A 12,411-nucleotide genomic window follows, 5' to 3' on the forward strand; every position below is an offset into this window, starting at 1 on the left:
CTCTCGCAAGCCGGTCCGATGGCAGATGATACAATCCGCCGCCTGTGCATTCCACGGAGTTGCATCCGATGAATTCCGACCGTTTCAACCGGGCGCTGCAGGCGATCGACGCGGCCAACGCCCAGGATCCCAATCTTGAGGAATGGGAGGGCGCTTTGCATCCCAAGGAGCTGCTCTATGGCCGGCGTATGACCGAATGGCTGGCGCGACTTTGTCCCGACGCTTCGGAAGCATTGCGGTTGGCAGCGCGGGGGCAGCACATCAGGCGCTGGGAGATTCCCCGCAGCGACTACCCCAAGACCCGCGAGGGTTATCTGCGCTGGCGGACACGTCTCTATGGTTTTCACGGCGATCAGCTCGGGCTGATCATGGCCGAGGCCGGTTACGACGAGGCTTCGATCCAGCGCGTGAAACGCATGCTGACCAAGCGGGATATCCGGACCGACGCCGAATCGCAGACTCTCGAGGACACGGCTTGCCTGGTTTTCCTCGAACACTATTTCGCCCCGTTTGCCGGGGATCAGGACGAGTCCAAGCTCATCGACATCGTCCGCAAGACCTGGAAAAAGATGACGGATGCCGCCCGAACCCGCGCATTGGAGCTTGATCTGCCGGGTCATCTCGGTGCCGTCGTAGCGAAGGCTCTGGATGCCGGGGCATCCTGAACCGGGGCTTTCGGTGGCTTCTGCGATGATCCGACCGGAATCGCTGACCCGCTACGCCTGGCTGTCGATTTTCGTAGCGCTGCTCACCATGGGGATCAAGGCCGCGGCTTACCAGGTCACGGGATCGGTGGGTCTGCTGTCGGATGCCATGGAGTCGATAGTCAATCTGTCGGCCGCGGTCGTGGCGGTGGCAACGCTAAGGTTTTCGGCGCAGCCGGCGGACGAACATCACCATTTCGGGCACGGCAAGGCCGATTATTTTGCCAGTGGATTCGAAGGTGTGCTGATCATCGCGGCCGCGGCGGCGATTCTGTTCGCGGCTTGGGATCGCTATCTGCATCCGCGCGCGCTGGCTTCGCTCGATCTCGGCCTGGGGCTGGCGGTCGCCGCGGCAGCTATCAACGGTCTGGCCGGCTGGTTACTGGTATCGGTGGGTCGAAAGGCCGGCTCGATCGTGCTGGAGGCGGACGGGAAGCACCTGTTGACCGACGTCTGGACCTCGGTCGGTACGGTATGTGGCGTGGCCGCCGCCGGTTTTACCGGCTGGCACGATTTCGACCCGGGCGTCGCTGCGCTGGTGGGGTTGAACATCATCTGGACCGGAGGCGGCCTGGTCCGGCGCTCCATCGCCGGTTTGCTCGATGCCTCGCTGCCGTCGGACGAAAACACGAGGATACGCGAGGTTCTCGACGCCTTTCGCGAGCGCGGCATCGGCTTCCACGACCTTAGAACCCGCCAATCCGGAGCGCATCGCTTCATGAGTGTGCATGTGCTGGTGCCGGGTGCGTGGACGGTACAGTCGGCGCACGATATGGCGGAGGAAATCGAAGCGGCTCTGTGCGCCGCGTTGGCGAATTTGACCGTCGTCACTCACATCGAGCCGATCGAGGATCCCGCATCGTTCGCCCATCATGAGCCGTTTCCGGCAATCGCTACCGAAATCGCGACTCCCCGTTCGAGGCCGCCATCCGGCTCTCCTCGCCGACACGCGAAGCGGCTTCGGATCGCTGCGGCGACCGGGACGGCCTTGCTCGTGGGTGGCAGTGCTTCGAGCATGATGACGTCCGGGGGGTGGATCGACGCTTCACTGGGCGCGGCGCTGCTCGGTTTTCTCCTGATTCTGGCGGCGCGCCGGCATGGTGAAGCTCGGCGGCGGAAGGAGGGCGTCAATATCCGAAGACATCGGCCCTGAAGTTGCGCTGCCAGATCCTTGCATAAGCGGCCTCTCTTTTGCGATCGCCGTCCGGGGGTGTTTCGCCGGCCGACCGTGTTGCGAGCTGGCCGTCGTTCCACGAATAGCCGTAGACACCGCTGATCGAAATGGCTTCATCGGGCGCGACCAAGCTATAGCAATGATTGATCAGCAGCGGCTCCGGCGGCGGCTCGCCGGCGAGCGAGGCGATGACGGCAGCGGCGCAAACCTTGGCCTGGGAGTTGGCCGAAAACGCCGACTTGGGCATGGGGGCAGCCTGGCAGGCGTCGCCGATGACGTGGATCGCGGAGTCGAAAGGCGACGCGAAACTCATGGGATCGACCGGACACCAGCCGGAGCCGTCCGTCAAGCCAGAAACCTCCGCCAGCGCTCCCGCCTTCTGCGGCGGAATGACATTGAGTACGTCCGCTCGGAAGGTATCGAATTCGGTTTCCACGCTGCGCGCCGCGGCATCGACCCGCTCCAGCCGGCCTTGCTTTTCCGAGGAAATCCATTCCAGCATGTCACCATAGAGTTCGCGCCAAGCCTGTTCGAAGGCGGGCTGCTTGGAAAAGCGGGTCTTGGCGTCCAGGATCAGGACCTTTGACCGGGGTTTGTGCTTCTTCAGATAACAGGCGATGAGCGAGGCGCGTTCGTAAGGTCCGGGAGGGCAGCGGTAGGGATTGGCGGGCACGGTGATCAGCACCCGGCCCCCGTCGGGCATCGCCCGGAGCTGCCGGGCCAGCATCGCGGTCTGGGGGCCGGCTTTCCAGGCATGGGGAACGGTTCGGCTCGCAGCCTCGTCGTAGCCTTCTATCGCATCCCAGCGAAAATCGATGCCGGGGGAGAGGATCAACCGGTCGTACGGGACCTCGGAGCCGTCCGACAGCACGATGCGTCTTCGTGGTCTATCCAGGTGTGTGGCCTGGGCGTTTACCTTCTTTATATCGAATGCCCGGCTCACCGTAGCATAGGAACGCTCCAGCGTACCTAAACCGCTGAGCCCGGCGATGGCTTCGTTCGATCCAGGGCAGGAGAAATACGTGTCGCGCGGCTCGACGAGCGTCACGGAAAGGGCGGGGTTCATCAGTTTCAGATAGCGCGCCGCCGTCACGCCGCCAAAGCCGCCGCCGACGACGACGACCCGTCCGGGTCCGGTGCCGCGCAGATACCTGCTGGAAACACAACCGCCCAGGCTCCAACCCAAGCCGGAGGCCGCCAGTAGACGCAGGAATCGCCTCCGCGGGTTCATTGCCGTTTCCCCAGAAAGCGAGCGATGCCTTCGATGTCGGCGTCTTTGAGACCCGCTGCGATTCGATTCATCACCGTACCCGATCGCTTTCCCTCCCGATAGTCGCGCAAGACGGAGACCATGGCGTTTACATCGAGACCGCGGAGTGAGGCCGGTTCGGCCAACCGTCCGGTCGCCGGCTGTTCAATGTCAGCATGGCAGCCCAGGCAACTGAGAGCCGCCAAGGAGGTATCCAGGTTCTCGGCATTGGCGGTAACGGAGAGCCCGAAAACGATCGCCCTCGAGGTGAAACGCACAGACTTCGCAACCGATCGAGCGACATGATGGGTTTTCGATTGACGACTCACGGCGGGATATCCTTGGGTTCGGCAAGACCGATTTTATTCAAGCATACCGATCAGACCAAGCTACCAATTCGGCGGGGATACTGCAGTAGAGCTTGCGCAACGTATTGAATTCATTGGCGTCACCCTGCGTCAAAATGTCGCATATTTTTCTTGACAGTTTGATGAAGGGTGATAGACTCCCCGGCATCGAAGGATCGGGACTGCTCTCTATTGCGGGACCAATAGAATGCCCGCAAGAGGCAGGAAATATAGGGAATTCAAAGAAGTGGGTGTCGGCCGTAGGCCGGCTCCTGTTCAATCATAACGAGGAGGATAAAACAATGGCAGCAACAACTTTGGGTGGTGCAGCCGCGGCCGAAGCGCCGATGCTGGACAAGAAGTGGCTCACGTTCGCACTGGCGATCTACACCGTGTTCTACATGTGGGTGCGCTGGTACGAAGGCGTCTACGGCTGGTCCGCCGGCCTGGACTCGTTCGCGCCGGAGTTCGAAACCTACTGGATGAACTTCCTGTACACCGAGATCGTCCTGGAAATCGTCACGGCTTCGATCCTGTGGGGCTACCTGTGGAAGACCCGCGACCGCAACCTGGCCGCGCTGAGCCCGCGGGAAGAACTGCGCCGCAACTTCACCCACCTGGTGTGGCTGGTGGCCTACGCCTGGGCCATCTACTGGGGCGCCTCCTACTTCACCGAGCAGGACGGCACCTGGCATCAGACGATCGTGCGCGACACCGACTTCACCCCGTCGCACATCATCGAGTTCTATCTGAGCTACCCGATCTACATCATCACCGGCTTCGCGGCGTTCATCTACGCCAAGACGCGTCTGCCGTACTTCGCGAAGGGCATTTCGCTGCCGTACCTGGTGCTGGTGGTGGGTCCGTTCATGATTCTGCCGAACGTGGGTCTGAACGAATGGGGTCACACCTTCTGGTTCATGGAAGAGCTGTTCGTGGCACCGCTGCACTATGGCTTCGTGATCTTCGGCTGGCTGGCGCTGGCCGTCATGGGCACGCTGAGCCAGACCTTCTACAGCTTCGCTCAGGGCGGACTGGGACAGTCCCTCTGTGAAGCCGTGGACGAAGGCTTGATCGCGAAATAAGGAACGGCAAGGCCGTCGGGGCCGGCTCGAGGTCCTGGTGACAGGGCCCGCGTCGGTGCCGGCGGCCGGAAGGGACTCGCGGCGAGGGTGTCCGGACTTTCCCGGGCACCGTCGAAAATAAGAAAACGACAAATTTGGAGGTAACTTTAATGAGTGCTGCGCAATCTGCGGTTCGTTCGCACGCCGAAGCGGTCCAGTTGTCCCGTACGATCGACTGGATGGCTTTATTCGTAGTGTTCTTCGTGATCGTGGGCTCGTACCACATTCACGCCATGCTCACCATGGGCGACTGGGACTTCTGGTCCGACTGGAAAGACCGTCGACTGTGGGTCACCGTGACCCCGATCGTGCTGGTCACCTTCCCGGCGGCCGTCCAATCCTACCTGTGGGAACGGTATCGTCTGCCCTGGGGTGCCACGGTCTGCGTCCTCGGCCTGCTGCTGGGTGAGTGGATCAACCGCTACTTCAACTTCTGGGGCTGGACCTACTTCCCGATCAACTTCGTCTTCCCCGCCTCGCTGGTGCCGGGCGCCATCATCCTGGACACCGTCCTGATGCTGTCGGGCAGCTACCTGTTCACCGCCATTGTTGGCGCGATGGGTTGGGGTCTGATCTTCTATCCGGGCAACTGGCCGATCATCGCGCCGCTGCACGTTCCCGTGGAGTACAACGGCATGCTGATGTCGATTGCCGACATCCAGGGCTACAACTACGTCCGCACGGGCACCCCGGAATACATCCGCATGGTCGAAAAGGGCACCCTGCGTACCTTCGGTAAGGACGTCGCCCCGGTATCGGCATTCTTCTCCGCGTTCATGTCGATCCTGATCTACTTCATGTGGCACTTCATCGGTCGCTGGTTCTCCAACGAACGGTTCCTGCAGAGCACCTGATCCTTACAGATCGGGGTCGTCACGACCATCGCGAGAGACCGCCCCAAGGCCTGGTGACAAGCCTGAGGGTGACCCAACAGAAAGAACTCGAAAGAGGAGAGATCATGAAAACAATAAAGGACCGGATTGCAAAATGGTCTGCAATCGGACTGCTGTCCGCCGTGGCAGCGACCAGCTTCTACGCCCCGAACGCCTCCGCCCACGGTGAAAAATCGCAGGCCGCGTTCATGCGTATGCGTACCATCCACTGGTACGACCTGACCTGGTCGAAAGAGAAAGTCAAAGTCAACGAAACCGTGGAAATCAAAGGCAAATTCCACGTGTTCGAAGGCTGGCCGGAAACGGTCGACGAACCGGATGTCGCGTTCCTCAACGTCGGCATGCCGGGTCCGGTGTTCATCCGCAAGGAATCGTACATCGGTGGCCAGCTGGTGCCGCGTTCGGTACGTCTGGAAATCGGCAAGACCTACGACTTCCGGGTCGTCCTCAAAGCCCGTCGTCCGGGTGACTGGCACGTTCACACCATGATGAACGTCCAGGGCGGTGGCCCGATCATCGGCCCCGGCAAGTGGATCACCGTGGAAGGTTCCATGAGCGAATTCAGGAACCCCGTCACGACCCTGACCGGTCAGACGGTGGATCTTGAGAACTACAACGAAGGCAACACCTACTTCTGGCATGCCTTCTGGTTCGCCATCGGTGTCGCCTGGATCGGCTACTGGTCGCGTCGACCGATCTTCATCCCCCGTCTGCTGATGGTGGATGCAGGCCGCGCCGACGAACTGGTGTCCACCACCGACCGCAAGGTAGCGATGGGCTTCCTGGCCGCCACCATCCTGATCGTGGTCATGGCCATGTCCAGCGCCAACAGCAAGTACCCGATCACCATCCCGCTGCAGGCCGGCACCATGCGTGGCATGAAGCCGATCGACATGCCGGCGCCGACGGTCTCGGTGAAAGTGGAAGACGCCACCTACCGCGTGCCGGGTCGTGCCATGCGGATGAAGCTCACCATCACCAACCACGGCAACAGGCCGATCCGGTTGGGTGAGTTCTACACCGCCTCGGTGCGTTTCCTGGATTCCAACGTGTACAAGGACACCACGGGCTATCCGGAAGACCTGCTGGCAGAAGACGGCCTGAGCGTCAGCGACAACAGCCCGCTGGCTCCGGGTGAGACCCGCACGGTCGACGTCACCGCGTCGGACGCAGCCTGGGAAGTGTATCGTCTGTCCGACATCATCTACGATCCGGACAGCCGTTTCGCCGGTCTGCTGTTCTTCTTCGACGATCAGGGCAACCGTCAGGTGACCCAGATCGACGCACCGCTGATCCCGTCGTTCATGTAATCGCTTAGGGGAAGTCCTTCGGGGCTTCCCTCCTCGGCGGTGAAAGCCAAAACCCCCGACCGGCAACGGTCGGGGGTTTTTGTTTGTGTGAGGGTTGTGTTGTGAAATCTCAGACCGGGCTTGCCGTTTCAGGACTCCAAAAGTACGCGGCCGCACCAATCGCGCGCGAATTGCCAGGCGACACGCCCGCTGCGTGAGCCGCGAGCGAGTGCCCAGCGCAGCGCTTCTGTCCGGATGTCGGCCCACGAGGCTTCGAGGTCAGGTGTTCCGAGCTTTGCCAGCCAATATCCGACGGTGTCCAGGTAATCGTCCTGGGAAAAGGGATGAAACGATATCCATAGCCCGAATCGTTCGGATAGCGAAATTTTTTCTTCGACCGATTCGCCTTGATGGATCTCGCTTCCTACCGGACGTGCTTCCAGGTTTTCCGCCATGTATTCAGGCAACAGGTGCCGCCGGTTGGAGGTGGCATAGATCAGCGCATTGGCACTCAACGCACTGGTTGAACCATCCAGCGCGGCTTTCAGAGCCTTGTACCCGGGTTCTCCGCTTTCGAAGGACAGGTCGTCGGAAAACAGAATGAAGCGTTCGGGGCGGTCACGGATACACTCCAGAATGTCAGGCAATTCCACGAGATGCTCCTTGTCCACTTCGATGAGCCGGAGTCCGGAGTCCGCGTAGTCGTGGAGCAGGGCTTTGACGAGGGAAGACTTTCCAGTTCCCTTTGAGCCCCAAAGCAGCGCGTTGTTGGCCGGCAAGCCTCGGAGAAACTGCCGCGTATTGCGCTCCAACGCCGCTTTCTGGCGATCGATGCACAACAGATCGGCGAGCCCGATCCCATGGGGGTGCCGGATGGGTTTCAGGAGCGGATCGCAAGTCATTCCACCCCAGCGGTAGGCGGTATACATCCAGTCAATCGTCTTGGGATCGGATGGCGCAAGACGTTCGACGGCGTCGGCCAGCCGTTGGAGCGTTGTCAGTAGGACGTCGGTGCGGTTTGCTGCCATGCTGGGTCCGGAGGTCAGGCCTCGATCCGCTTGTACCTGATGCGATGGGGCGTGTTCATTTCCTCGCCGAGACGCCGGCGCCGATCCGCTTCGTAATCGGCATAGTTGCCTTCGAACCAGACCACTTTGCTATCGCCTTCGAACGCCAGAATGTGCGTGGCGATGCGATCCAGGAACCAGCGGTCATGGGAGATAACAACCGCGCAACCGGGAAAATCCAGAAGAGCGTCCTCCAAAGCCCGCAGGGTTTCGACATCGAGATCGTTGGTGGGTTCGTCGAGCAAGAGGACGTTTCCGCCGCTGCGGAGCAGCTTGGCCAAGTGGACCCGGTTGCGTTCGCCGCCAGAAAGTTCCCCGATGCGCTTTTGCTGGTCCGAGCCTTTGAAGTTGAAGCGCCCGACGTAGGCACGCGAAGGCGTTTGATAGGTACCTACCGTGATCATGTCGAGACCGTCGGAAATCTCTTCCCAAACGGTTTTGCTGTCGTCCATGTGTTCCCGGAACTGTTCCACGTAAGCGAGCGCCACCGTGGGGCCGATGCGGATGGAGCCTCGATCCGGTGTCTCGATGCCGGCGACCATGCGGAACAGTGTGGTCTTGCCGGCACCGTTGGGCCCGATGACACCGACGATGCCTCCCGGCGGTAGCCTGAAGCTTAGGTCCTCGATCAGTATGCGATCATTGAAGCCCTTGCAAACGCCTTCGAATTCGACGACGAGATCACCGAGCCTTGGGCCGGGCGGGATGTAGATTTCTTTGGTTTCGTTGCGCTTTTGCACATCGCTTTGGGTCAGTTCCTCGAACCGGGCCAGGCGTGCCTTGCTCTTGGCATGGCGGCCTTTGGGGTTGGACCTCACCCATTCGAGTTCTGCCTTCATGGCTTTCATGCGGGCAGTTTCCTGCTTTTCTTCCATTTCCAGCCGGGCTTCCTTCTGCTCCAGCCACGAAGAGTAATTGCCTTCCCAAGGAATTCCCCGACCCCGGTCGAGTTCGAGAATCCAGCCCGCCACATTGTCCAGGAAGTAACGGTCGTGAGTGACGGCGACGACCGTTCCGGGATAGTCATGGAGGAACCGCTCCAGCCAAGCCACCGATTCGGCATCAAGATGGTTGGTTGGCTCGTCGACCAGCAACATGTCCGGATTGGACAGGAGCAGGCGACATAAGGCGACGCGGCGGCGCTCGCCGCCGGAAAGTTTGGTGACATCGGCGTCCCAGTCCGGAAGTCTCAAGGCATCGGCGGCGATTTCCAGTTTCCGGTCAAGGTCCCAGGCGCCGGCCGCATCGATCTTGTCCTGGAGCTCGGACTGTTCGGCAAGCAGCTTGTCGAAGTCGGCATCGGGGTCGGCGAAGGCGTTGCTGATTTCGTTGAATCGGTCCAACAACGCCTTGGTCTCGGCTACGCCGTCCTCGACGTTTCCCCGTACCGTTTTCGCGGGGTCCAGTTGCGGTTCCTGCGCCAGATAGCCGATCTTGATGCCGGGCTGTGGCCGCGCTTCGCCGTCGTATTCCTTGTCGACGCCCGCCATGATGCGAAGCAGCGTGGATTTTCCGGCGCCGTTGAGGCCCAGAACGCCGATCTTGGCGCCCGGGAAAAACGACAGGGAGATGTTTTCCAGGATCGTCCGTTTGGGCGGAACGACCTTGGAAACGCGGTTCATGGTGTAAATATATTGTGCCATTCCGAGTGCGTTATAAAGTCTAAGATCATAGTATTATTTCACGTTAGCGCCCATGAGGCACAGGTTTGATTGAGGGGTGAGGACAGCGGATGAGCGCTGAACTCAGCGTACGTCTACATTCGACATTGGCCGAGGTGCCAGCGGCGCTCTGGAATGCGTTCGGCAGTCCGGACACGCCGCTGAGCCATGAGTTTCTCTCGGCCCTGGAGGAGACCGGTTGCCTCGGCAATTCCATCGGCTGGATTCCGATGCACCTCTCGTTCGCGGCGGAGGGAGGGGGTGCCCCATTTGCCGCCATGCCCGCCTACCTCAAGACCAACTCGTTCGGTGAGTTCGTGTTTGATGGGGCATGGGCCGAAGCGCATGCGCGGGCCGGCCTGGCTTACTATCCGAAATGGGTCATCGCTTCGCCCTTCACTCCTGTCACCGGCCGGCGCCTCCTGGCGACTGCCGGCGCTTCGGATGTCTCGAAGGAGGCGATGGTGGCATGCGCCATCAAGGTGGGCGAGTCCGCGGGTGTGTCATCCATGCATTGGCTATTCTGCACCGACCCGGTATTGCTCGAAACGCCGATGCTCATTCGCCGCATGGGATGCCAATTCCACTGGCGCAATGCCGGTTATCGAGACTTCGCGGATTATCTCGATAGATTCAATGCGAAAAGGCGGAAAGAAGTCAAAAGGGAACGGCGCCAGGTTCGCGAGGCCGGGATGGAAATCCGGCGGGTGCCGGGGAGCGAGGTGAGCGAGGCGATTTGGAGCCGGTTTTACGAGCTGTACCGGAACACATTCGACAAGCACGGAAACTACCCCGCCTTGAACGCAGGGTTTTTTCGGCGCATCGGCGAGACCATGGGCGACAAGATCATGCTCGTGCTTGCGGAGCGGAATGCGGATCTGGTGGCTGCCGGTTTCTTCCTTGTCGGTGAAGATACTTTGTACGGCCGGTACTGGGGAGCATCGGAAGACATTCCTTCCCTCCACTTCGAGGTTTGCTATTACCAAGGTCTGGAGTTTTGTCTGGAGCGAGGTCTCAGCTACTTTCAGCCCGGTGCCCAGGGCGAACACAAAGTAAGCCGGGGTTTCGAGCCCACGCCGACCTGGTCGGCACATTGGATCGCCGATATGCGTTTACGGGCGGCCATCGCCCATCACACTGAAGTCGAACGTCGGCACATCGAGAATTACATGCGTTCGCTGGAATCCCATTTGCCTTTCAAGGGGGACCCCGGATGCTGACGCTGATCGATCCCAACAATGAGCGGCAAGAGTTTCCGCCGGCCGAAAGGGCACTGAAGGAACCCAATGGCCTCCTCGCGGTTGGCGGCTCGTTGAGCGTGGCCCGCCTGGAACGTGCCTATCGACGCGGGATTTTCCCTTGGTACGGCGACGGCGACCCGATTCTGTGGTGGTCGCCCGATCCCCGGCTGGTTCTGCTTCCGGAGAACCTGCGAATCTCGCGGAGCCTGCGCAAGGCGCTTCGCCGCCAACTGTTCCAATTCAGCTTCGATCGAGCTTTTGACGCCGTTATAACGGCCTGCGCCGAGCCGCGCCGAGAATCAGAGGGTACTTGGCTGACGGCGGAAATGCAGTCGGCCTACGTCGCTTTCCACCGCGCCGGTTTCGCACATTCCTTCGAGGCATGGCAGGATGGCCGTTTGGTAGGAGGGCTGTATGGTGTGGCAATGGGGCGGATTTATTATGGGGAATCGATGTTCCACCGGGTGACCGACGCTTCGAAGGCAGCACTGGTGTTTGCGGTGGCCTGCCTGTCGAACTGGGGATATCGCATGATCGACTGCCAGGTCTACAGTTCCCATCTGGCCAGTCTCGGGGCCTCTTCCGTCCCGCGCAGCCAGTTTGAGGCCTGGGTGGGGCGGTATTCGGAAATGCCGGTGCATCCGGACGCGTGGCAGCGTGCCCCGGAGAATTTTCCGTGAACCGGGAGCGGATGGCGATAGGGATGGGGCCGATTCATGCATGCAGCTATCTGCCTGGTCGGGAGGCGCGATTCGGTTACGTTTCGCCCGATCAGCCGCTCTCCCCTGACATCTATGGTGCGCTGATGGAACAGGGGTTCCGGCGTAGCGGAAATTTGGTGTACCGTCCTTATTGCAGGGGATGCAGCGCCTGCCTGCCCGTGCGCCTGTTGGTGAAAGATTTTCATTTGACCCGCGGTCAGCGACGTGTGTTGAAGCGCAACGCAGACGTCGAGATTCAGGCCTCCACGGCACGGTTTGACGAGCGGCAGTTTCAGCTTTACACGCGGTACCTGGCGGTACGCCATCCGACGGATACGCCGGTCTCACGGGACGAATACTGGTCGTTTTTAGGCAGTTCCTGGGCGGAAACCCGCTTCGTGGAATTCCGCACGGACGCGGAATTGCTGGGCGTGGCGGTCGTCGACTACGTGCCCGGCGCCATGTCCGCCGTCTATACCTTTTTCGATCCGGGTGCGTCGGCGCGAAGTCCAGGTTCCCTGGCCATTTTGTGGCAGATATCGGAAGCCCGGCGGTTGGGGCTCAACTGGCTTTATCTGGGCTATTGGATCGGTGGTTGCCGCAAAATGAACTACAAGGCGAAGTTCAGGCCGTTGGAGGCGTTGCTTGGGAACCGCTGGCGTCGATTCGAGATGGATGAGCCTGCGCTACCGTGAGCGTGCTATAATTGCAAAAATTTTTCACCCTGTGAACAAATGTCGAAAGAAGATCATATCGAAATGGAAGGCAAGGTGATAGAAACCTTGCCCAATACCACGTTCCGCGTCCAGTTGGATAACGGGCATGTGGTCATCGCCCATATCTCCGGCAAGATGCGGAAAAATTATATCCGCATTCTTACCGGCGACCGTGTCAAGGTCGAGCTCACTCCATACGATCTCAGCAAGGCTCGTATCACCTTCCGCCATCGCTAGCTGCGCGT

Annotated in this window: 13 protein-coding genes; 9 read left to right on the forward strand and 4 right to left on the reverse strand. The window is 60.5% G+C overall.

The features are described from left to right. Positions 1-68: 68 nt before the first annotated feature. Together GNH96_RS09700 and GNH96_RS09705 are read left to right on the forward strand one after the other, a co-directional pair. Complete coding sequence (locus GNH96_RS09700) at positions 69-665, forward strand: DUF4202 domain-containing protein (protein ID WP_169603485.1); 597 nt, start codon at positions 69-71, stop codon at positions 663-665. A 25-nt stretch (positions 666-690) separates the two neighbouring features. After that, positions 691-1,857 carry a cation diffusion facilitator family transporter gene (locus tag GNH96_RS09705; protein WP_169603486.1) on the forward strand — a complete coding sequence of 389 codons (1,167 nt, stop codon included), beginning with the start codon at positions 691-693 and terminating at the stop codon, positions 1,855-1,857. On the opposite strand, the gene GNH96_RS09710 is transcribed toward GNH96_RS09705, so the two are convergent. Next, positions 1,832-3,109 carry an NAD(P)/FAD-dependent oxidoreductase gene (locus tag GNH96_RS09710; protein WP_169603487.1) on the reverse strand — a complete coding sequence of 426 codons (1,278 nt, stop codon included), beginning with the start codon at positions 3,107-3,109 and terminating at the stop codon, positions 1,832-1,834. The genes GNH96_RS09705 and GNH96_RS09710 overlap by 26 nt on opposite strands. Then, positions 3,106-3,456 carry a c-type cytochrome gene (locus GNH96_RS09715; RefSeq protein ID WP_228719801.1) on the reverse strand — a complete coding sequence of 117 codons (351 nt, stop codon included), beginning with the start codon at positions 3,454-3,456 and terminating at the stop codon, positions 3,106-3,108. The genes GNH96_RS09710 and GNH96_RS09715 overlap by 4 nt, the downstream gene beginning before the upstream one ends. A gap of 320 nt (positions 3,457-3,776) precedes the next feature. Between GNH96_RS09715 and amoC the strand changes: the two genes are divergently transcribed. The 3 genes from amoC to amoB all read left to right on the forward strand — a co-directional run bounded on the left by amoC (position 3,777) and on the right by amoB (position 6,801). Then, positions 3,777-4,559 (forward strand): bacterial ammonia monooxygenase, subunit AmoC, encoded by a 783-nt coding sequence (gene amoC, locus GNH96_RS09720; protein ID WP_169602347.1) that lies wholly within the window; start codon positions 3,777-3,779, stop codon positions 4,557-4,559. A gap of 149 nt (positions 4,560-4,708) precedes the next feature. Continuing rightward, positions 4,709-5,452, forward strand: coding sequence for a bacterial ammonia monooxygenase, subunit AmoA (amoA, locus tag GNH96_RS09725; RefSeq protein ID WP_169603488.1), 744 nt, complete (start codon positions 4,709-4,711; stop codon positions 5,450-5,452). 104 nt (positions 5,453-5,556) lie between these two features. Next, positions 5,557-6,801, forward strand: a complete 1,245-nt coding sequence (gene amoB / locus GNH96_RS09730) for a bacterial ammonia monooxygenase, subunit AmoB (protein ID WP_169602352.1) — start codon at positions 5,557-5,559, stop codon at positions 6,799-6,801. Between the two features lie 128 nt (positions 6,802-6,929). Here the strand turns inward: amoB and GNH96_RS09735 are convergent, their stop codons facing one another. After that, on the reverse strand, positions 6,930-7,808 hold the full coding sequence (locus tag GNH96_RS09735; RefSeq protein WP_169603489.1) for an ATP-binding protein: 879 nt from the start codon (positions 7,806-7,808) through the stop codon (positions 6,930-6,932). Between the two features lie 14 nt (positions 7,809-7,822). After that, positions 7,823-9,490 (reverse strand): energy-dependent translational throttle protein EttA, encoded by a 1,668-nt coding sequence (gene ettA / locus GNH96_RS09740; protein WP_169603490.1) that lies wholly within the window; start codon positions 9,488-9,490, stop codon positions 7,823-7,825. A gap of 89 nt (positions 9,491-9,579) precedes the next feature. On the opposite strand from ettA, the gene GNH96_RS09745 reads away from it, so the two are divergent. From GNH96_RS09745 to infA, 4 genes are read left to right on the forward strand one after another with little or no spacing between them, the layout of a single operon-like run. Then, positions 9,580-10,728, forward strand: coding sequence for a GNAT family N-acetyltransferase (locus GNH96_RS09745; RefSeq protein ID WP_169603491.1), 1,149 nt, complete (start codon positions 9,580-9,582; stop codon positions 10,726-10,728). After that, the gene (aat, locus tag GNH96_RS09750; RefSeq protein WP_169603492.1) at positions 10,722-11,429 is read left to right on the forward strand and encodes a leucyl/phenylalanyl-tRNA--protein transferase; all 708 of its coding nucleotides are present in this window, start codon (positions 10,722-10,724) and stop codon (positions 11,427-11,429) included. The genes GNH96_RS09745 and aat overlap by 7 nt, the downstream gene beginning before the upstream one ends. Beyond that, positions 11,426-12,145, forward strand: a complete 720-nt coding sequence (locus GNH96_RS09755; protein ID WP_228719802.1) for an arginyltransferase — start codon at positions 11,426-11,428, stop codon at positions 12,143-12,145. Before aat ends, GNH96_RS09755 begins: the two co-directional genes overlap by 4 nt. Before the next feature lie 39 nt (positions 12,146-12,184). Beyond that, entirely contained in the window at positions 12,185-12,403 is a 219-nt protein-coding gene (gene infA, locus GNH96_RS09760; RefSeq protein WP_010961043.1) for a translation initiation factor IF-1, read from the forward strand. Positions 12,404-12,411: the final 8 nt, after the last annotated feature.

The organism is Methylococcus geothermalis, assembly GCF_012769535.1.
Taxonomy (GTDB): domain Bacteria; phylum Pseudomonadota; class Gammaproteobacteria; order Methylococcales; family Methylococcaceae; genus Methylococcus; species Methylococcus geothermalis.